This is a genomic window from Streptomyces cylindrosporus, from assembly GCF_022698165.1.
Taxonomy (GTDB): domain Bacteria; phylum Actinomycetota; class Actinomycetes; order Streptomycetales; family Streptomycetaceae; genus Streptomyces; species Streptomyces cylindrosporus.
On record NZ_JALDAY010000003.1, the window covers coordinates 395,460 to 415,080 of the forward strand.

Genomic DNA, 19,621 nt, shown 5'->3' on the forward strand with positions numbered 1-19,621 from the left:
GATCAGACGCCGGTCAGCACCTCGGCCACGGCGCGCAGGTTGGCCCGGCCGCGGCCGAACGAGCACAGGTCGCCGCCCTCCGGCAGCCCGGTGTCCACGCGTACCGCGTCCGGGCGCCGGGCCAGCAGGTCGTCGCGCAGACGGGCCTGCCAGGGGTGCAGCCCGGCGTCGCAAGTGGCCACGACCAGCGGCGAGTCGGCGGCGATGCGCAGGACGCCGTCGACGAGGGCGGCGGGGTCGGCCGGTTCGCCGCTCACCGCCGTACCGGCCGCGGTGGGGTCGACGGAGCGCAGCTCGGTCAGCAGGTCCTCGCCGCCCCAGTTCAGGGCGGGGTGCGGGGGCGGGAAGAGGTCGACGACCTGGGCGCCGCGCACCGGGCGCGGCAGGGACCGGCCGCGTACCGCCCGCCGGGCCGCCTCCAGTCCGGCCCCGGCGTCCCAGGCGGCGACGGGACCCGCGGTCGGCGTCGCGTACCGCTCGGCGAGCCGCCGCACCCGCCCCGCCGCCTCCCACACCCGCTCCTGCGACAGCCGGCCGGAGACCAGGGCGTCGAGGACCGCGTCGCGGCAGGCGAGCGTGACCTCCAGGTCCGGTACGGCGACGATGACCTGGTCCGCTCCGGCGGCGAGCGCGATGCGCGCGCCGGCCGCCTCGCCGTAACGGTTCGCGATCGCCTTCATCTCCAGGGCGTCGCTGACCAGAACGCCGTCGAAGCCGAGGTCGAGGCGGAGCAGGTCGCCGAGGATGCGGCGGCTGAGGGTGGCGGGGCGGTTGGCGTCGAGCGCCGGGTAGACGACGTGCGCGCTCATCAGCATCGGCACTCCGGCGGCGACGGCCGCGCGGAACGGTTCGAGGTCGACGCCCAGTCGGTCGTACGGCCGCGGGTCGACCGCCAGGTCGTGGTGGCTGTCGGTCTCGGTGCCGCCGTGGCCGGGGAAGTGCTTGGCGCAGGAGGCGATGCCGCGGGCCTCGGTCGCCCCGATCCAGGCGCGCAGATGGCGGGCGGCGAGCCCGGGGTCGGCGCCGAAGGAGCGGGTGCGGACGATCGGGTTGTCCGGGCGGTGCTGGAGGTCGGCGACGGGGGCGTACGAGGCGGTGATGCCGAGCGTCGCGAGGTGACCGGCGAGCGCGTCGGCGCAGCGGGCGGTCAGGTTCGGGTCGTCGGCGACGCCGAGGGCGTAGGAGCCGGGGACCTCGGGGGCGCCGGCGGCGACCAGGTGGCCGATGCCGCCGCCCTCGTTGTCGATGGCGACGAGCAGGTCGGGGCGGATCGCGCGCAGCGCGTCGGTCAGCTCGCGGACCTGCTCGGCGTCGCGCACGTTCCGGGTGAACAGGATGACCCCGCCGAGGCCGCGGTCGATGAGCCGCTTGAGGGTGTCGGGGAAGGTCGTGGTGCCTTCGAAACCGGCGACCAGACAGCGGTGGACCGCCTCGTCCAGGTCGGAGGAGAGGGAGGCCGGGGCCGGAGCCGGGCCGACGGGCGGGTGCACGGAGGTCACTCTCGGATTGTTCTGGTTTGTTCAGCCGTACGTCAACCCTGATATGGATGATTGATTCATCGGGTCGGCGGGCAGATAGGCAGTGACGTCGTCCAGCCGCCCGCGCCGCTTAGGTTTCCGGACACCAACGCGTCACACCGGGAGGGAACGGTTCCGCCGTCCCCTCCAGCCTCGCCCCGTACCCGCCGCGCCCGCGCACCGCACCGCAGCACCGCCCGGACGTGCCGTGAAAGGACGACGTGCGCCGTGTCCCTCCTCCCCGTAGACGACGCCCCCGGCCCGCTCACCCCGGCGATCCCCGCTCTCCCCGTACCGGCCGTCCCCGCGATGGCCACTCCGGCCGTTCCCGCCGTGGCCGCCCCGGCCGTCTCCCCCGGCCGCCCCCAGCTTCCCTTCCGGCTCCCCTTTCGGCTGCCTCCCACCGCCCGTCTCGCGCTCCGCCGCACTCTGGTGCTGCTGCCCGTCCTCCTGCTCGGGATCTGGGCGGCAGTCGACTGGCGGACGGTGTACGACGGCACCGCGCGGCTCGGCTCGGCCGATCCCGGGTGGATGCTGGCCGCGCTCTTCTTCACCTGTCTGACCTGGCTGTCCGCCGCGTGCGTACGGCAGGGCGCGCTGCCCGAGCGGCTGCCGACGGGGCTGCTGATCGCCTCGCAGTTCGCCGCGGGCGCGGCCAACCACGTGCTGCCGGCGAGCCTCGGCGCCCACGCCGTCACGCTGCGCTTCCTCCGGGGCCGGGGCATCCCGCTCGCCCGGGCCACCGCCTCGCTCGCCCTGTACTCCCTGGTGCGGCCGATCGCGAAGACCCTGGTGCTCCTCACGTTCCTGCTGGTCTCCCCGGAGCTCCTGCACCTCGACGAGCTCGTCCCGGACACCCGGACGCTGATCCTGGTCGCGGGAGGCGCGTCGGCCGGTCTCGCCACGACCCTCGTGCTGGTGACGGCCGTACCCCCGCTGCGCCGTCCCGTCCTGGCCGGGGCCCGCGCCGCCCTGACCGACGTACGACTGCTGCACACCCGCCCGTCCCGAGTCCTCGCCCTGTGGGGCGGCGCGGCAGCGGCACCGGTACTCCAGGCGACGGTGATCTACTGCGTCGGCGCGGCTCTCGGCCTCACGCTGAGCTGGGCGCAGGTGACGTTCGCGTTCCTGGCGGCGAGCACGGCGGTGGGCGCGGTGCCCGCGCCGGGCGGCATCGGGCCCGTGGACGCGGCGACGGTCTTCACGCTGGCAGCCCTGGGCGCTCCCGTGGAACTCGCGGCGACGGCCATCGTCGGCTACCGCGTCCTGACGGTGTGGCTGCCCCTGCTGCCGGGAGCGCTGGTGCTGTCGACGCTCGTTCAGCGAAAGGTGCTGTGAGGGGGCGGGCGACGCGGATAACCTCCTTGACAGGTGACGAGTCGTCCTGCGTAAGTCCCCGGCCGAACCCCCGCCGGCCCGCACCTGACCGGACCCCGGAGCGACGGCGGGCGCGACAGCCGTCCCACGCCGGGGACACCCGCCCTGCCCCGCCCTTGGCACCTCCTGCCCACGCGTTCGGCGCACCGGCGCGACGGTTCTTGCACCCGAATCGAGTCACCTGTCAAGATGGTGATGTGAATCTTGACCATGTATTCGTCTGCGGGCACCCGGCCCTCGACTTCGCGGCCACCCTCCGAGCCCGCCGCTCGACCCGGTTCGAGATGTTCGTGACGCCGGAGCGGCTGAATGCCTGGTACCTGGAGTCCGGGCTGGTGGACACGATCACCCCGGGCAAGGAGGACGACGTACGCGAGGCGACGACCCTGCGCGAGGCGTTGTACCGGCTCGTCACCGACCGACGGCTCGGCGAGGAGCCCGACCGGGAGGCGCTCGCCGTGCTGAACGCCGCGGCGCGCAAGACGCCTGTGACGCCCCAGCTGACCCTGACGGGCCGGCACACCGAGGCGACCCCCGAGCAGGCGCTGGCGACCGTCGCCCGGCAGGCGGTGGAGCTGCTCAGCGGCCCGGACGTCCCCCTGCTGAAGGAGTGCGGCAACCCCGAGTGCACCCGGGTCTACATCGACCGCTCCCGGGGCATGCGCCGCCAGTGGTGCGGCATGGAGTCCTGCGGCAACAAGATCAAGGCCGCGGCATACCGGGCCCGCAAGAAGACGGCCCCGGCCGCGGCCGCACGCTGACCGGCACATCCATCACCACGACCGCTCACACGGTGATCGTCTTGTACTCGGTGTAGGTCCCGAGTCCGACCGCGCCGTACTCGCGCCCGATACCGCTCGCCTTGAAGCCGCCGAACGGGCCGTCGAAGGCGACGGAGGCACCGTTGACGGTGACCGTTCCGGTGCGGACGCGGCGGGCGACCGCCAGGGCGTGCTCCTCGTCGGAGGACCAGACACCGCCGGAGAGGCCGTACTCGGAGTCGTTGGCGATACGGACCGCGTCGTCCTCGTCGTCGTAGGCGATGACCACCAGGACCGGGCCGAAGATCTCCTCCTGCGCGATCCGCATGGAGTTGTCGACGTCGGCGAAGACGGTGGGCGTGACGTAGTTCCCCTTCTCCAGCCCCTCCGGCACCTGCGGGCCGCCGGTGACCAGGCGGGCGCCCTCCTTGATGCCGAGCCGGATGTAGTCGCGCACCCGCTCCTGCTGGTCGGGGCGGATCATCGGGCCGACGAAGGTGTCGGGGTCGCTCGGGTCGCCGACCTTCAGCGACTCCACCAGCGTCTTGAGCCCGCTCACGACCTCCTCGTAGCGGCTGCGCGGGGCCAGGATCCTGGTCTGGGCGATGCAGGACTCGCCGTTGTTGAGCAGCGAGCCGAACCTCAGCCCCGCGACGGCCTTCTCGATGTCGGCGTCGGGCAGGATGATCGCGGCGGACTTGCCGCCCAACTCCAGGCTCACCCCGCTTGAGTTGCTCACCGGCGATCGAGGCGATACGGCGGCCGGCCCGCGTCGAGCCGGTGAAGGCGATCTTGTCGACGTCCCGGTGCGAGACCAGGTACTCGCTGGTCCCGCGGTCCGCCGGCAGGACGCTGACCACCCCCTCGGGCAGGTCCAGCCACTCCAGCAGCTCGGCCAGGAAACCCATGCTCAGCGAGTTCTCCGGGGACACCTTCAGGACCACGGAGTTGCCCGCGAGCAGCGCGGGGATGATCTTCGCGGTGGCCGCGGAGTAGGGCGAGTTCCACGGGATCACGGCGGCCACGACGCCGATCGCCTCGCGGCGCACCACGCTGCGGACCGGGGACGCGGGGTCGGAGGGCGCGAGCGTCTCCTCCCAGCCGAACTCCTCGGCCGCCTTGAGGTAGGCGTTGGCCTGCCGGGTCAGTCCGGGCTGTCCGGCGCGGGTGAACCAGCCGGCCGAGCCGTTCTCCAGCGAGATCAACTCCGCGATCCGCTCGGCGTTCTGCTCGCGCAGGGCGTTGAACTGCCTGAGTACGGCGATCCGTTCGGCGGGCGGGGTGAGACGCCACTCGCCCGCCTCGAAGGACGCCCGCGCCGCGGCGACCGCGCGGTCCACGTCCGCCGGCTGCGCCTGCGCGGCGCGGCCGATCACCGACCGGTCGTGCGGCGAGGCGATGTCGAGCAGCCCGGGACTGCTCGGCTCGACCCAGGAACCCCCGATGAAAAGCCGGTCGTAGGTAACCATGTGCGCCCCTTCTCCGCTTAACTGTCACTCCAATGTAGCACTTACGCCTTACATCACTGGCTTGACAGGTGACACATGACGGAGGATTCGGATGATCGACAAAGGCGGGTGTCCTGGACATCGGTTACGCCGAGGCCGGCCCCGCCCACGCCGACCAGGGCTACCGTTGCGACCGCTACGAGAAGCCACTGGCGGCCCAGCCGCCGATCGGCGTTCCCACCATCACCCTCGACCCGGCGCTGGCCCCCTTCACGCCGGCCGGCGATCGCCGGCGTCGGTCACAACCTGCCGCAGGAGGCACCCGCCGGCTTCGCCCGGGCGGTGGTCGACGCCGACCACCTCTGGCCGTCAGCCGGGACGGACAGCGAAGCGGCCGGGAAAGGGATCCCCTTCCCGGCCGCCGACCGCTTCCGTGCCGGTTTTCTCAGGCCTCGGTGCGCCTGGGCAGGCGCCAGTTGGGGCGCGGGAAGTGGCAGGTGTAGCCGTTCGGGTAGCGCTGGAGATAGTCCTGGTGCTCCGGCTCGGCCTCCCAGAACGGGCCCGCCGGCACCACCTCGGTCACGACCGGTCCCGGCCACAGCCCGGACGCGTCGACGTCGGCGATGGTGTCCTCGGCGATGCTGCGCTGCTTGTCGTCGAAGTAGAAGATGGCCGAGCGGTAGCTGGCGCCGATGTCGTTGCCCTGGCGGTTGCGTGTGCTCGGGTCGTGGATCTGGAAGAAGTACTCCAGGATCGTCCGGTAGTCGGTGACCGCGGGGTCGAAGACGATCTCGATCGCCTCCGCGTGGTTCCCGTGGTCGCGATAGGTGGCGTTGGGCTTGCTGTCGTCGCCGCTGTAGCCCACCCGGGTGCGCACCACCCCGGGCAGCGCCCGGATCAGCTCCTGCATGCCCCAGAAGCAGCCACCCGCCAGCAGCGCCTTCTCCTCGGCGTCACTCATGGCACCTCCCTTTCCGTCCATGTCCGCGTGTCCACGCAGGCTCCAGCCTCGCACGTCGGCCGTGAAACCGAGTCTACCAGCGTCACCATCTTGACAGGTGACGGTCTCGGGCCTGCGCACCCGGCCACTAGGCTGGGTGCGGTGAGAGCCGACGCCGCGCGCAATCTGGAAGCCGTCCTGACCACCGGCGCGCGCATGCTGGCCGCCGACCCCGCCGCCACCATCGCGAGCATCGCCGCCGAGGCGGGCGTGGACCGGCGTACCGTCTACCGCCGTTTCTCCTCCCGCGAGGAACTCCTCGCCGCCATCTACGAGTCCCGGCTCACTGCCATCGAGCACGCCATCGAGGACGCGCGACTGCGCGAGGCACCCGTCGCCGTGGCCCTGCACCGCTACGTCGAGAACATCATCGCCGTCAACCGCACCTGGCCCGTCGACCTCGCCCGCATGCTGGCCGACGAGAGCGTCCGCGCCCGCCGCGACGCGTCCGTCCGCGAGGTCGACGCCTTCCTCGACCGCGCCACCGAGGAAGGCCTGCTGCGCCGCGGCCTCCCGGCGGGCTGGGTGAGCGCCCTGCTGCCCCAGCTCATGCACCTCGTCTCCCGCCAACTGCCCGAACTGAGCCCCGGCCGGGCGGCGGACGTGGTCGTCGACACCCTGCTCAACGGCGTCGGGCCTTCCTCGACGAGCAAGTCCGATCTCCGGTCAGTGGTCACGCGCGATCAGTGACCGGGGGGTCGGCGCGTTGGCTGCGTCGCCGTGCCGGATCGCGGCGGCCATCGCGAGGACGCGTTGGCGAGGCGGACGGCGACGCCCGTCTTCGACCGGGAGGGCCGGATCCCGGGCCGGGTTGCGGCAGGCGGTCGGACTCGACGACTCCAGGGTCTCGCGCTCGATTCGCCGCGTGGAGGACGCCGGCCTGGTCACCCCGGGCCGCGCCGAGCACGGCCGACGGGCGTTCGCGCACGGAGTGGCTCCGGGCGGCCACGGCTCAGTGGCCGTCGCGGACGACCAGGGGCTTGCGCAGGCCCGCGGCCAGCGCGGCGGGTGCGTCGTCGTAGCCGACGATGTCGGAGAAGACGGGTGCCGGGTCGACCTTCCCGGCGGCCAGCAGGTCGAGCACGTCCGGGATGCTGGGCAGGACGTCCGGGCGTCCGGTGGAGAAGGTGACGCCGTTCATGTACATCGGGAACAGGGGCAGGGCCACGTCCGCGAAGTAGATGCCGACGCTGTGGCAGTGTCCGGACGGGCCGGTCGCGGCGAGCGCGGCGCGCAGGCCCGCCGGGCGCCCGGAGGCGTCGACGGTCACCCGGAAGTCCCGTGCCCGGGGCGGCTCTTCGAGGATCTCGGCGCCGAGGCCACGGGCGAGTTCGACGGCGGCGGGTTCGTAGGGGTCGACGTAGACGACGGCAGCGGCGCCGAGCGCCTTCGCGAAGGCCACCGCGTACACCCCGATGGAGCCGGTCCCGCCCATCACCAGCACCTCGGCGCCGGGGGCCGCGCGCAGCCCGGAGGCCACGGACCGGTAGGCGTCGGTGAGGTTGTCACTGGCTGACGCGGCCGCGCGGGCGCTGACCCCGGTCGGCAGCGGGACCAGGGCGTGGTCGGCCCACGGGACACGCACGGCGTCCGAGAACAGGCCGCCGAAGTCGCCGCCGAGCGGCAGGCCGTACATGGCGTGGCGCGGCACGCGCTCACAGTTCGCGGTACGGCCGTCCGCGCACGCGGCACACGTCCCGCAGCAGATGTGCCAGGGCACGACGACGAGTTGGCCGGGGTGCAGCCCGCGGACGCCGTCGCCTACCTCCAGCACCTCCGCGACGGCCTCGTGGCCCAGCGCGAACGGGCCCTCGAAGGGTGTGAGCCCCGCGATGACCGCCCGGTCGAGATCGCAGGTGGTCGACGCCACCGGCCGTACGATCGCGTCGCCGTCCTCCCGCAACTCCGGTGCGGGGACCTCGACATGGCGCAGGGTGCCGGGTTTCACGAACTCCAGCCGTCGAATCACGGTCGCGCCTCCAGGTAAGTCGCTCGTCATCGTGCCCGGCAAAGATAGCAACGCATATTGACTATCTTCTAGACTATCTGCATGGTGATGGTCCATCGATCGGAAGGGAGCCGCCTTGTCCTTCAGTTCCGGTTCCACACCCCCAGAACGCTTCACCCGGCGACTGGGGCAACTGGTGGACATCGAGACGCCGTCGGGCTGGGACCGAGGGCTGAACGACACCTACGACCTGCTCGAAGCCTGGGCGGGCACCGCGCTGGGCCGCCCCGAACGGATCGTCTCCGGCGGGGTGCCGCACCTGTACTGGCGCGGCGCGGATCCCGCCGTACCGAAGAGCAACCGCGTCCTCCTGCTCGGGCACGCCGACACGGTGTGGCCGCTCGGCACCCTGGCGGAGAACCCGTTCGCCGTGGCGGGAACGCGCGCGACCGGCCCCGGGGTCTTCGACATGAAGGCGGGCCTCGTCCTCGCCTTCGAGGCACTCGCACAGGCGGGGGACGTCGCCCACGTCAGCATGATCGTGACCGGCGACGAGGAGCAGGGGTCGACCACCTCGCGCGCCCTCGTCGAGAAGGCGGCCGGGGCCTGCGGCGCGGTCCTGGTGCTGGAACCCGGCGAGGGCGGCGCGCTCAAGACCGCTCGCAAGGGGGTGGCGCAGTACCGCCTCGGGGTCAACGGCCGGGCGGCGCACGCCGGCCTCGAACCGCACAACGGTGTCAACGCGCTGATCGAGCTGGCCCACCAGGTGCTGACGATCAGTGAGCTCGCCGACCTCGACCGGGGGACCACCGTCACGCCCACGGTGGGCAAGGCGGGCACGACCACCAACACCGTTCCGGAGCAGGCGTTCGTGGACGTCGACGTGCGGGCCTGGGAGCAGGCGGAACTGGAACGGGTGGAACGGGAGCTACGGGCGCTGCGCCCACGGGAGCCCGGCGCCGAACTCGCCTTCCAGGGCAGCGTCAACCGCGGCCCGCTGGAACGCGGGATGTCCGTCGGCCTGCTGCGCTCCGCCCGGGTGGTCGCCGAGCGGCTGGGGCTCGCCCCGGTCGCCGAGACCGGCGTCGGCGGCGGCTCGGACGGCAACATCACCGCGAGTCTGGGGGTGCCGACCCTGGACGGCCTGGGCCCGGACGGCGGTGGCGCACACGCCCGCCACGAGTGGGTGGACCTCACCTCCGTCCGGGACCGTGCGTCACTCGTCGCCGGTCTCCTGGCCGACCGGGCACCCTGACGTGGGGGCCCCGGTCACGCCTCCGTCGACCTGTCCCGGACGCGCGCCTCCACCGAGTCCAGCAGCATGTCGATCGCGTTGTCGAAGATCCTGGGATCGCCGATCGCCGTCAGCGGCGCCGTCAGGCCTGCGATCCGCGGGTAGGTGTCCGCCGGAAGGCGGCGGTACTCCAGCTCCCAGGCCAGGGTGTCCCGGTCACGGGAGTCGGGGTCGAGCGCCTGGAGCCCGGCCTCCATCGCGGACAGCGAGCGGATGACGTTCCCGAAGACCCGGACGAACATCACCGCCTCCTCGTCGTCGAGGCCGGCCCGGTGCAGGCAGTCGAGGGCGAACTCGACGTTCGCGAACTCGGTCGGCCGGCGCGTCGTCCGCGCTGCCATCTGCCAGGCGAACACCGGATACCGCAGGTAGTGCTCGTGGATGTACCGGGCCTGGGTGCGCAGGTCCTCGCGCCAGGAGTCGGTGGCCTTCAGCTGTCCGCCGTAGGACCGCGCCCGCAGGTCGTCGATGAGCTCCAGGATCAGCTCGTCCTTGTCGCGGAAGTGGCGGTACAGCGAGGTCGGGTGGGCGTGCAGCTCCTTGGCCAGGGCCTGGAAGGTGAACCCCTCCAGACCGTCCCGGGAGGCGACCTTCTCCGCCGCGTCCAGGATCACCCGCCGGCTGAGCGTGTCCCGCGCCAGCCGCCGCCGTCCCCCGGTCCCGCTCGCCGCAGCCGCCTTGCCCTCGCCCGCGCGCGCACCACTCATGCTCTTCCCTTCCCTCGGCTTCCGGGCCGCCGTCGCGACCCTATCGCCTGCGTCGAAACGTTATCCACACACCTAGGCAATGCAAACGCATAGTTACTAGCCTATCTCCATTGCTAAGTCTTGTGCGGCTCCCTACGATGAGCCCACGGCTTCGCCACGGAAGGTTTCCAGCCATGCCTCAACCGCTCACAGCGACCGTTCAGGGCCGGTTCCCGGCCAGACTTCCGGCGGCCGGCGCACTCCTCACCGCACTGACGCTGACCGCCACCGCATGCACCTCAGGGGCTGCCACCCCGCAGTCGGACACCGGCACGAACGTGCCGGTCAGGCAGGGTGGCAGCCTTGTCATCGGAGCCGAGCAGGAGCCCGACTGCGCCGACTGGATCGGCACCTGCGGCGCCTCGATCTGGGGCACGTACATGATGCAGACGGAGACGATCCCGCAGGTCTTCGACGTCCGCCTCAAGGGCGGGAACTGGACACCGGTCCCCTCGGACCTGATGGCGTCTGAGCCGACCACGAAAACGGTCGGCAAGCAGCAGCAGATCACCTACCGGCTCAACCCGAAGGCCGTCTGGTCCGACGGAAAGCCGATCACCTCCGCGGACCTGAAGTACACCGCCCTCCAGGTCCGCGACGGCAAGGCGATCTTCGACAAGAGCGGCTACGACCGCATCACGTCGATCGCCACCCCCGACGCCGCCACCGCAGTCGTCACCCTCAAGTCCCCGTACGGCAACTGGAAGCAGCTCTTCGGCGCCGGCTACGGCGTACTGCCCTCCCACCTCCTCCAGGGCAAGGACCGCGACGCCGTCATGAAGGACGGCTACACCTTCAGCGGCGGCCCTTGGAAGATCGCGTCCTGGAAGAAGGGGGTCTCCGTCACCCTCGTCCCCAACGACCGCTACTGGGGCCCCAAACCGCACCTGGACAAGGTCACCTTCCAGTTCGCCTCGGACACCTCGGCGGCCGTCCAGGCCTTCGCCGGCGGAACCTTCGACGCCCTCTACCCCACCCCGCAGCTCACCACGGTCGCCCAGATCAAGACGCTGGGCGGCGCGGCCCGCATGCAGGTGCAGTCGCAGACGGGCAACCTCCAGGCCCTGTGGCTCAACAACGCCAGGTTCCCCTTCGACTCGGCCGCCGTGCGCAAGGCCTTCGCCTACTCGGTCGACCGCGAGGCCATCGTCAAGCGCCTGTTCGGCTCCTACGGCGTCACCGCTCCCGCACAGAGCTTCCAGTCGCCGCTGGTCTCCCGTTACGCGTCCACGGACTTCTCCGTCTACAAGCCCGACGCGGCCAAGACTGCGCAGCTGATGACGGCGGACGGGTGGGCGAAGAACGGGAGCGGCTACTGGGCGAAGAACGGCAAGGAGGCCGCGTTCACCGTCACCTCCCTCGCCGGCAACCAGAGCCGCGAGCTGACCGAGCAGATACTCCAGGCCCAGCTCGCCAAGGCCGGGTTCCGGGTGACGATCAAGAACTCCACGCCCGCGGACATCTTCGGCAAGCTCGCCCCGGCAGGTGACTTCCAGGTGGGCCTGTGGAACCTCACCGACTCCTTCCCCAACCCGACCCTGTCCGCGACCTTCGACAGCACGGCCATCCCGAGCGCCGCCAACGGCCAGTCCGGCATCAACTTCATGCGCATCCGCATCCCGGGCCTGGACCCGGTCCTGGACCGCGTGGACACCGAACTGGACGACTCCGCCAGGGTCGCGGACTCGCGCAGGGCGGAGAAGCTCATCGCCGACGCCGTCCCCTCCCTCCCGCTGGCCGCCGTCCCGAACATCCTGGTCACCGGCGCGCGCGTCGGCGGACCCCTCTCCATCAACCCGGTGGAAGGTCCCTGGTGGAACCTCGAGGAATGGGGCCTGACGAAGTGACACCGGTCCGCTCACCCCACAGGGGCCTGCCATGACCCGATACGCCCTGCGCCGCCTGCTGGCCTCCGTGCCCGTGGTCGTCGTCGCCTCGTTCATCCTGTTCTGGGCGGTGCGGGCGACCTTCGACCCGCTGGCGAAACTGCGCCAGTCGGTCGACCCCACGGCCCTGCACCGGGAGACGGTCCGCCTCGGGCTCGACCGGAGCCTGCCCGAGCAGTACCTGCTGTGGGTCAAGGGCTTCCTGCGGGGCGACTGGGGAACCAGCACCCGTACCGGCGGAGCCGTGCTGCCGATGGTCGGCGACGCCCTCGGCACCACGCTCCAGCTGATCCTGTGGGGCGTCGCCCTCGCCGTCGTCCTGGCGCTGGCGATCGGCCTGTACTCGGCGGCCCGCCAGTACACCGCGGGCGACCACCTCCTGACGGGCCTGTCCTATCTCGGTGTCGCCATGCCGGCGTTCTGGTTCGGCCTGGTCCTCATCCAGGTGCTCGCCGTCTGGCCCAAGCAGCAGTTCGGCCTTGCGGATCCCCCGTTCTACTTCGTGGGCCTGCACTCCGTCGGCCACAGCGGACTCGACCTGGACTACCTGCGCCACCTGGTGCTGCCCGTGGCCACGCTCACCGTCGGACTCGTCGCCTCCTGGTCCCGGTTCGGCCGGGCCACCCTCCTGGAGGCCCTGTCCAGCGACTACGTCCGCACCGCACGCGCCAAGGGCGTCCCCCGCCGCCGCATCCTGCTGCGGCACGCCCTGCGCAACGCGCTCGCGCCGTTCGTCACCGTCGTCGCCATGGACGCGGCCGCCCTGGTCGGCGGGCTGGTGGTGACCGAGCAGATCTACTCGATCCCCGGCATGGGCAAGCTGTTCCTCGCCTCCCTGGAGACCGGGGACGTGTTCGTCCTGCTGCCCTGGATGTTCGTCGTGGCCGTCGCCGTCATCCTCTTCAACCTGCTGGCCGACCTGTCCTACGCCCTCCTCGACCCCCGGGTGGCCCTGCGATGACCCAGCCCACCGTCCTCCCGGCGCCCCCGCCGCCCGTGTCCGAGCCGTCCGGCGACCCACGGACCTCCCGTGTCGTCCTGTCCCGCTTCCTGCGCCACCGGCTCGCGGTCGCCTCGCTGGTCGTGCTGGTCCTGCTGGCGGTCTGCTGCTTCGGCGCCGCCTGGATCGCGCCCTACCCGCGCAACGCGCAGAACCTCCTGGCGGCCTCCCAGCCACCGTCCGGCACCCACTGGCTGGGCACCGACTCCCTCGGCCGCGACTACCTCAGCGAGATGCTCTACGCGGGACAGCTCTCCCTGGCGATCGGCCTGGGCGTGGCCCTGCTGGCCACCCTGGTGGGGACCGCGGCCGGCGCGGTGGCCGGGTATCTCGGCGGCTGGCCCGACGAGGTGATCATGCGGGTGGCCGACCTGTTCCTGATCGTGCCGCCGGTCGCCGTCCTCGCGGTGTCCCTGCAAGGGCTCGGCCCGTCACCACTGACCATCGTCGTGGTGTTGAGCAGCCTGGGCTGGACCCTGATCGCCCGGGTCGTGCGGGCCCGGGTGATCCAGCTGCGCCACCAGGAGTTCGTGGAGGCGGCCCGGGTCATCGGCGCCTCCGGCCCGCGGATCGTCGTACGGCATCTGCTGCCCAACCTGACCGGCCTGATCGTGGTCAACGTGTCCCTGTCGGTGGCCACGGCGATCATCCTCGAATCCACCGTCAGCTTCCTCGGCTACGGCGTCCAGCCGCCCAAGTCGAGCTGGGGCAACATGCTCACCCAGGCCGCCGGGCTGATCGGCACCTCACAGTCCTATCTCCTGTACGTCCCCGGCCTGGCGATCCTCGTCACCGTGCTCGCCGTGAACTTCCTCGGCGACGGCCTGCGCGACGCGCTCGACCCCCAAGGCAGGCAGTGATGCACGACGCCAATCAAGAAAGCGCGCTGCTGTCGGTCCGCGACCTGAGCGTCACCTATCGCACCGACGCCGGTCCCGTGGCCGCCCTCGACCGGCTCTCCTTCGACCTGCACGCCGGGGAGACCCTGAGCATCGTCGGCGAGTCGGGCTCCGGGAAGAGCGCCGCCTCGCTTGCGGTGATGGGGCTGCTGCCGCGCAACGCCGTGGCGGAGGGCTCGGTGCGGTTGGGCGGCCGGGAACTGCTGAACCTGTCCGACCGGGAGCTGCGTGCCGTACGCGGCCGGCGCATCGCCATGGTCTTCCAGGACGCGCTGGCCGCGCTGAACCCGATGATGACGGTGGGCGCCCAGCTCGCCGAGGCGGTGAGCGTGCACGACCCGTCCGTCTCCCGCGCCGCCCTGCGGGAGAGGGCGGTCGAACTGCTCGACGTGGTCGGCATTCCCGACCCCCGCACCCGGGCCGGCCAGTACCCGCACGAGCTGTCGGGCGGCATGCGCCAGCGCGTGATGATCGCCACCGGTATCGCCAACGAACCGGACGTCCTCATCGCCGACGAGCCGACCACCGCCCTCGACGTGACCGTGCAGGCCCAGGTCCTCGACGTCCTGGCACGCGTCCAGGACCGTACGAGGTCCGCGATCCTGCTGATCACCCACGACCTCGGCGTGGTGGCCGGCCTCGCCGACCGCGTCCTGGTCCTGTACTGCGGGCGGAAGATGGAGGAGGCCCCGGTGGAGCCCCTCTTCTACGAACCGGCCCACCCCTACACGCGCGGCCTGCTCGCCGCGCTGCCGAGGATCGACCGCAGCCCCCGGCGGCTCACCCAGATCGCCGGGCAGCCGCCCTCCCCCACCGAGCGGCCCCCGGGCTGCCCCTTCCGGAACCGCTGCCCGCACGCCGACGAACGGTGCGCCGAAAGCCCCCGGCCGGTCCCGCTCGGCGCGGGCCACACCGCGGCCTGCGTGCGGGCGCAGGAGATCGCGAGCGTGACGCCATGACAGCACCGGCACTGACCGTCGAGGGGCTGGTGGCCGAGTACACCACCGGCCGACGCGGCCGGCGCGCGCAGACCGTGCGGGCCGTCTCCGGCGTGGACCTCGTCATCCCGCGCGGCACCACCCTGGGCCTGGTCGGCGAGACCGGCTGCGGCAAGAGCACCCTGGGCCGCTGCCTGGTCCGACTGACCGACCCGGCCGTCGGCCGGATCATGCTGTTCGACACGGACGTGACGGCGGCCGGGCGACGGGAGCTGGCAGCCGTACGCCGTCGGATCCAGTTCGTGTTCCAGGACCCGTACGCCTCCCTCAACCCGCGGCTCACCGTGCACGCGGCGCTCGCCGAACCGCTGCGGATCCACGGTCTGCACCGGGGCCGGGAGAACGAGCGGGTGCGGGAACTCCTCGAGCTGGTCGGCCTGGACCCGGCCCACGCCCACCGTCATCCGCACCAGTTCTCCGGCGGCCAGCGGCAGCGCGTCGGCATCGCCCGCGCCCTCGCGGTCGAACCGGAGGTGCTGGTCCTCGACGAACCGGTCAGCGCGCTGGACGTCAGCGTGCAGGCCGGGGTGATCAACCTGCTGGAGGACCTCCAGCAGGAGCTGGGCCTCACCTATCTGTTCGTCGCCCACGACCTGTCGGTGGTCCGGCAGATCAGCGACCAGGTCGCGGTGATGTACCTCGGGCGGATCGTCGAACAGGGACCCGTGGACACGCTGTTCACCCAGCCCCGCCATCCCTACACCCAGGCCCTGCTGTCGGCCGTGCCCATCCCCGACCCGCGCCTCCAGCGGGCCCGCCGGCGGATCGTCCTTGACGGCGACCTGCCCAGCCCGCTGGCCCCGCCGTCCGGCTGCCGGTTCCGCACCCGCTGCTGGAAGGCGCGGGACGTGTGCGCCGAGACCGCGCCCGTCCTCGCCGAGCAGGGTGACGGCCGGTCGGCCGCCTGCCACTTCCCCGACGCCCCGCCCCCGGCGCCCCAGGGCGAACCCAAGGAGGTCACCACACCATGACGACCAACTGGCAGCGGTTCTTCACCGCCGACCGCCCCCTCGCGGTCCGGCGCGGGCGCGGTCCCGGCGACCGGTCCCTGATCGTCGTGGAGAGCGAGGACGGACCCCGGCTGTCACTGTGGGACGCCGGGAGCGGGACGGTCCGGCCGCTGGGCGGACTGACCTCGGGCGACCTGGCGCAGGCGGTGCTCTCCCACGACGGCGAACACATTCTGGCTCTGCACGACGACAACGGGTCCGAGGTCGGCCATCTGCACACCACAGGCCTGGACGGCGGCGACAGCCGCGACCTCACCCCGGACCTGCCGCCCTACACCCTGCGCGGCATCGACGTCGCGGGGCGGGCGGACCGGGCCGTGATCACTTGTGCGGCGGAGGACGGTTTCAGTCTGTGGCTGCTCAGCACCGATGGTTCCGCGGACCCGGAGCCGCTGTTCCGGTCGCCGCACGAGGCATGGAACGGCCTCGTCTCGGCCGACGGCACCCGCGCCTGCGTCGACACCACCGACCACAATCCGGGCATCCGCAGATTCGCGGTCACCGTCGTCGACACCGCCACCGGCCAGGTGCTCGACCGCCTGACCGACGGTCCCGAGGCGCCCGTGCGCGGTGTGCGGTTCTCCCCCGTCCCGGGCGACGACCGGATCCTGGTCGCCACCGAACGCACCGGGTTCGCGCGCCCCTGCGTCTGGCATCCCACGCGCGGTACCCGCATCGACGTCGAGGCACCGCACGTACGGGGCGACCTGGTTCCGCTGGACTGGTCCGAGGACGCCACCCGGATCCTGGCCGTGCACGTGGACGGCGGGATCCACCGGGTCATGGAGGCCGACCTGGAGTCGGGCGCGCTTCGGCTGCTCGACCATCCGCCGGGCGCCTACTTCGAGCCGGACGTGGCGGACACGCTGTGCCACCAGTGGGCCTCGCACTACGGCCCCGGACGCACCTTGCGCCTCCTGCACCAGCGCTTCGACTCACCGCTGCGCGTACTGCACGCCGACGGCCCGGACTCGGCACCGGTACCCCAGCTCTTCCCGCAGCTCGACCTTGACGGCGTGCGGTGCACGTCGACCGCGGTCCGCTCGGCGGACGGCACGCACGTCCAGCTGTGGTGGGCCCGGCCGCGCCACGCCAAGGGGCCCGTCCCCCTGGTCCTGCAACTGCACGGCGGCCCCAACCTGGTGACGGTCGACCGGTACGACCCCGCAGCCCAGGCCTGGCTGGACAACGGCGTGGCCTACGCCGCGCTGAACTACCGCGGCTCGGTCACCTTCGGGCGGCGCTTCCGCGAGGGGTTCATGCCGGCGATCGGCGACCGGGAACTGGAGGACATCGAGGCCGCGGTCCACCGGCTGGTCGCCGACGGCGTCGCCGACCCCGACAAGGTCTTCGTCACGGGCGCCTCGTACGGCGGTTTCCTGTCGCTGCTGTCCATGGGACGGCTGCCCGGACTGTTCGCCGGCGCGCTGGCGCACGTGCCGATGGCGGACTGGCTGGCCGGGTACGAGGACATGAACCCGGCGCTGCGCGCGGCCTGGTCGTCGTTCTTCCGCGCGAAGCCGGAGGACGGGCTGGAACGCTTCGTGCGGGCGTCGCCCATCACCTACGTGGCCGATGTCGTCGCGCCGGTGTGGATCAACCAGGGCACGCACGACACCCGTACGGCGCCCAAACAGGTGCGCCTGTACGAGGAGGCGCTGCGCGCGGCCGGCGGGGATGTGGTCGTCGACTGGTACAGCGGCGGCCACGAGACGACCGGGCGGGCCAAGGCGCTGGCCGAGCAGTCCCGGATGCTCGACCTGGTCCATGCCGCCCTGCGCCAACGCCCTTGGAGTCAGGGCCCGTTGTGAGCCGCGAGGAAGGACCGGAGGTGGCCGAGGGTCTCCTCCGGTGCCTCCTCGGGGACGTAGTGGTCACAGGGCAGGGCCGCGCCCCGGACGTCGTCGGCGTACTCGGACCAGACGGCCGGTACGTCGTAGTGGCGGCCGACGAAGCTGTGCTCGCCCCAGAGCGCCAGCAGCGGCTGGGTGAGCCGGTGTCCGGCCGCCGCGTCCTCCTCGTCGTGGACCAGGTCGATGGAGCCCGCCGCGCGGTAGTCCTCGCAGGAGGCGTGGATCGCCGCCGGGTCGGAGAAGCAGCGCACGTACTCGGCCTGGGCGTCCGGGGCGAACGGGGTGCCGCCGTGGTGCCGGGCGCCCATGCGGGCCCGGATCCAGAACTCCGGGTCGCCGCCGATCAGGCGCTCGGGGATGCCGTTGCCCGCGGTCAGGAAGAACCAGTGGTAGTAGCCGCGCCCGAAGTCGGCGTCGGCGTGCAGGTAGGCGTGCCGGGTCGGCACGATGTCCAGGACCGCCAGCGCAGAGACCGCGCGCGGATGGTCGAGCGCCAGCCGGTGGGCGACCCGGCCGCCCCGGTCGTGCCCGACCACCGCGAACCGCTCGAAGCCCAGCTGCCGCATGACCAGCAGCTGGTCGTGGGCCATGGCCCGCTTGGCGTACGGGGTGTGGCCGGCGTCCGACGGCGGCTTGTCGCTGTCGCCGTAGCCGCGCAGGTCGGTGAGGACCACCGTGTGCGTCTCGGCCAGGCGCGGTGCCACCAGGTGCCAGATGGCGTGGGTCTGGGGGTAGCCGTGCAGCAGCAGGACCGGCGGCCCCTGCCCGGCCGCTCGTACGTTGATGCGGACGCCGTCCGCGTCGACGGTGGACCGGGCGAACGAGGCGGGCAGCAGACTCTTCATGGTCCGATCCCAGCAGGGCCCGGGCGGGCCCGTCCAAGACCCGTGGCCGACCATGCATATAGGAGCGGCCTATCGGAGGATGAGGGAAGGCGGTGCCATGGACGTCCGGCAGCTGGAGTACTTCCTCGCGGTGGTCGACCACGGCGGCTTCAACCGGGCGGCGACCGCGCTCTACCTCTCCCAGCCCTCGCTCTCCCAGGCGATCCGGGCCCTGGAGCGGGACCTGGGCAGCGACCTGTTCCACCGCATCGGCCGCCGGGTCGTCCTCACCGCGGCCGGTACGGCGCTCATCGAGCCTGCCCGGGCCGCCGTCCGGGGTCTGGAGCTGGCGCGGGCGAGCGTGGAGTCGGTGGACGGGCTGCGTACCGGCCGGGTGGAGATCGCGGCCATGCCGTCCCAGGCCGTCGCCCCGCTCACCGGGATGATCAGCCGCTTCCACCGGGCCCATCCGGGGGTGTCGGTGACCGTACGGGCCGCCTTCACCTCCCGGGACGTGACCGACATGGTGCGAACGGGCGTGACGGAACTGGGGCTGCTGGCCTCCCCGGACACGCCCCCGGAGCCGGAGGTCCGCACCCACCCCCTCCCGGAGCAGCGGTTCGTGCTGCTGGCTCCCCCGGACGGTCCCTTCGCCCCCGACACGACCGTGGTGGACCGGAAGGACCTGTCCGGACAACGGCTGATCGTCGGGCAGCAGGGCACCGGCATGCGCCGGTACGTGGACGACCTGATCGCCGAGGGGGTGGCGGTGACCCTCGCGGTCGAGACCGAGCACCGGGTGGCGATCCTCCCGCTGGTCCTGGCGGGCGCGGGCCTCGCGGTCGTCACCGACGCCTGGCGGGAGCTGGCCCGGCAGGCGGGTGTCCGGGTCCTGGACCTGGAGCCGCGTACGAGCCTGCGGGTGACGCTGGTGAGCCGGCACGGCGCGACGACCCCGGCGGCCGAGGCGTTCCTGCGCACGGCGCTGACGGAGGATCCGGCAGCGCCCCCTTCATAGGCACTGCCTATAAGGCACATGGGCAGCCGGTCTTGGACGCGC

The 19,621-nt window shown here is 72.3% G+C and carries 16 protein-coding genes and 2 pseudogenes; 12 read left to right on the forward strand and 6 right to left on the reverse strand.

All coding sequences use genetic code 11. The features are described 5' to 3' along the window. Window positions 1–2 precede the first annotated feature (2 nt). Window positions 3–1,490 (reverse strand): glycoside hydrolase family 3 N-terminal domain-containing protein, encoded by a 1,488-nt coding sequence (locus tag MQP27_RS11150; RefSeq protein ID WP_242765074.1) that lies wholly within the window; start codon window positions 1,488–1,490, stop codon window positions 3–5. Between the two features lie 255 nt (window positions 1,491–1,745). Here MQP27_RS11150 and MQP27_RS11155 point away from each other — a divergent pair, with 255 nt between their 5' ends. Further along, a complete protein-coding gene (locus MQP27_RS11155; RefSeq protein WP_242764460.1) occupies window positions 1,746–2,855 on the forward strand; it encodes a lysylphosphatidylglycerol synthase transmembrane domain-containing protein in 1,110 nt (369 codons plus the stop codon). Window positions 2,856–3,091: 236 nt separating this feature from the next. After that, a complete protein-coding gene (locus tag MQP27_RS11160) occupies window positions 3,092–3,655 on the forward strand; it encodes a CGNR zinc finger domain-containing protein (protein ID WP_242764462.1) in 564 nt (187 codons plus the stop codon). Between the two features lie 25 nt (window positions 3,656–3,680). Here MQP27_RS11160 and MQP27_RS11165 read toward each other — a convergent pair. Next, window positions 3,681–5,124, reverse strand: a pseudogene (locus MQP27_RS11165) (aldehyde dehydrogenase). A gap of 161 nt (window positions 5,125–5,285) precedes the next feature. Here MQP27_RS11165 and MQP27_RS11170 point away from each other — a divergent pair. After that, a pseudogene (locus tag MQP27_RS11170) lies at window positions 5,286–5,466 on the forward strand (alpha/beta hydrolase); the annotation flags it as partial. 82 nt (window positions 5,467–5,548) lie between these two features. Here MQP27_RS11170 and msrA read toward each other — a convergent pair. Continuing rightward, a complete protein-coding gene (gene msrA / locus MQP27_RS11175; RefSeq protein ID WP_242764464.1) occupies window positions 5,549–6,064 on the reverse strand; it encodes a peptide-methionine (S)-S-oxide reductase MsrA in 516 nt (171 codons plus the stop codon). A 195-nt stretch (window positions 6,065–6,259) separates the two neighbouring features. Here msrA and MQP27_RS11180 point away from each other — a divergent pair, with 195 nt between their 5' ends. After that, on the forward strand, window positions 6,260–6,793 hold the full coding sequence (locus MQP27_RS11180; protein ID WP_242765076.1) for a TetR/AcrR family transcriptional regulator: 534 nt from the start codon (window positions 6,260–6,262) through the stop codon (window positions 6,791–6,793). Window positions 6,794–7,055: 262 nt separating this feature from the next. Here MQP27_RS11180 and MQP27_RS11185 read toward each other — a convergent pair whose 3' ends face one another. After that, window positions 7,056–8,072 carry a zinc-dependent alcohol dehydrogenase gene (locus MQP27_RS11185; RefSeq protein WP_242764466.1) on the reverse strand — a complete coding sequence of 339 codons (1,017 nt, stop codon included), beginning with the start codon at window positions 8,070–8,072 and terminating at the stop codon, window positions 7,056–7,058. A gap of 115 nt (window positions 8,073–8,187) precedes the next feature. Between MQP27_RS11185 and MQP27_RS11190 the strand changes: the two genes are divergently transcribed. After that, complete coding sequence (locus tag MQP27_RS11190; RefSeq protein WP_242764468.1) at window positions 8,188–9,306, forward strand: M20/M25/M40 family metallo-hydrolase; 1,119 nt, start codon at window positions 8,188–8,190, stop codon at window positions 9,304–9,306. Between the two features lie 14 nt (window positions 9,307–9,320). On the opposite strand, the gene MQP27_RS11195 is transcribed toward MQP27_RS11190, so the two are convergent. Next, window positions 9,321–10,052, reverse strand: a complete 732-nt coding sequence (locus tag MQP27_RS11195) for a TetR/AcrR family transcriptional regulator (protein WP_242764470.1) — start codon at window positions 10,050–10,052, stop codon at window positions 9,321–9,323. A 173-nt stretch (window positions 10,053–10,225) separates the two neighbouring features. Between MQP27_RS11195 and MQP27_RS11200 the strand changes: the two genes are divergently transcribed. Genes MQP27_RS11200 through MQP27_RS11225 form a run of 6 tightly spaced genes read left to right on the forward strand, consistent with a single transcriptional unit; the run spans window position 10,226 to window position 17,695 of the window. Then, on the forward strand, window positions 10,226–11,938 hold the full coding sequence (locus MQP27_RS11200) for an ABC transporter substrate-binding protein (RefSeq protein ID WP_242764472.1): 1,713 nt from the start codon (window positions 10,226–10,228) through the stop codon (window positions 11,936–11,938). A gap of 31 nt (window positions 11,939–11,969) precedes the next feature. Further along, a complete protein-coding gene (locus MQP27_RS11205; RefSeq protein ID WP_242764474.1) occupies window positions 11,970–12,938 on the forward strand; it encodes an ABC transporter permease in 969 nt (322 codons plus the stop codon). Next, a complete protein-coding gene (locus tag MQP27_RS11210) occupies window positions 12,935–13,837 on the forward strand; it encodes an ABC transporter permease (RefSeq protein ID WP_242764476.1) in 903 nt (300 codons plus the stop codon). The genes MQP27_RS11205 and MQP27_RS11210 overlap by 4 nt, the downstream gene beginning before the upstream one ends. After that, window positions 13,837–14,835 (forward strand): ABC transporter ATP-binding protein, encoded by a 999-nt coding sequence (locus tag MQP27_RS11215; RefSeq protein WP_242764478.1) that lies wholly within the window; start codon window positions 13,837–13,839, stop codon window positions 14,833–14,835. The genes MQP27_RS11210 and MQP27_RS11215 overlap by 1 nt, the downstream gene beginning before the upstream one ends. Further along, window positions 14,832–15,845, forward strand: a complete 1,014-nt coding sequence (locus MQP27_RS11220) for an ABC transporter ATP-binding protein (RefSeq protein ID WP_242764480.1) — start codon at window positions 14,832–14,834, stop codon at window positions 15,843–15,845. The genes MQP27_RS11215 and MQP27_RS11220 overlap by 4 nt, the downstream gene beginning before the upstream one ends. After that, entirely contained in the window at window positions 15,842–17,695 is a 1,854-nt protein-coding gene (locus MQP27_RS11225; RefSeq protein ID WP_242764482.1) for a prolyl oligopeptidase family serine peptidase, read from the forward strand. The genes MQP27_RS11220 and MQP27_RS11225 overlap by 4 nt, the downstream gene beginning before the upstream one ends. Here the strand turns inward: MQP27_RS11225 and MQP27_RS11230 are convergent. After that, the gene (locus MQP27_RS11230) at window positions 17,680–18,582 is read right to left on the reverse strand and encodes an alpha/beta fold hydrolase (RefSeq protein ID WP_242764484.1); all 903 of its coding nucleotides are present in this window, start codon (window positions 18,580–18,582) and stop codon (window positions 17,680–17,682) included. The genes MQP27_RS11225 and MQP27_RS11230 overlap by 16 nt on opposite strands. A gap of 97 nt (window positions 18,583–18,679) precedes the next feature. Here MQP27_RS11230 and MQP27_RS11235 point away from each other — a divergent pair, with 97 nt between their 5' ends. Next, the gene (locus MQP27_RS11235; protein WP_242764486.1) at window positions 18,680–19,579 is read left to right on the forward strand and encodes a LysR family transcriptional regulator; all 900 of its coding nucleotides are present in this window, start codon (window positions 18,680–18,682) and stop codon (window positions 19,577–19,579) included. The last annotated feature ends 42 nt before the right edge of the window (window positions 19,580–19,621 follow it).

Coding starts and splice junctions, on each gene's coding strand:
- msrA (WP_242764464.1), bottom strand. CDS start 6,064: ATGAGTGACGCCGAGGAGAAGGCGCTGCTGGCGGGTGGCTGCTTCTGG.
- MQP27_RS11180 (WP_242765076.1), top strand. CDS start 6,260: ATGCTGGCCGCCGACCCCGCCGCCACCATCGCGAGCATCGCCGCCGAG.
- MQP27_RS11195 (WP_242764470.1), bottom strand. CDS start 10,052: ATGAGTGGTGCGCGCGCGGGCGAGGGCAAGGCGGCTGCGGCGAGCGGG.
- MQP27_RS11200 (WP_242764472.1), top strand. CDS start 10,226: ATGCCTCAACCGCTCACAGCGACCGTTCAGGGCCGGTTCCCGGCCAGA.
- MQP27_RS11205 (WP_242764474.1), top strand. CDS start 11,970: ATGACCCGATACGCCCTGCGCCGCCTGCTGGCCTCCGTGCCCGTGGTC.
- MQP27_RS11210 (WP_242764476.1), top strand. CDS start 12,935: ATGACCCAGCCCACCGTCCTCCCGGCGCCCCCGCCGCCCGTGTCCGAG.
- MQP27_RS11215 (WP_242764478.1), top strand. CDS start 13,837: ATGCACGACGCCAATCAAGAAAGCGCGCTGCTGTCGGTCCGCGACCTG.
- MQP27_RS11220 (WP_242764480.1), top strand. CDS start 14,832: ATGACAGCACCGGCACTGACCGTCGAGGGGCTGGTGGCCGAGTACACC.
- MQP27_RS11225 (WP_242764482.1), top strand. CDS start 15,842: ATGACGACCAACTGGCAGCGGTTCTTCACCGCCGACCGCCCCCTCGCG.
- MQP27_RS11230 (WP_242764484.1), bottom strand. CDS start 18,582: ATGAAGAGTCTGCTGCCCGCCTCGTTCGCCCGGTCCACCGTCGACGCG.
- MQP27_RS11235 (WP_242764486.1), top strand. CDS start 18,680: ATGGACGTCCGGCAGCTGGAGTACTTCCTCGCGGTGGTCGACCACGGC.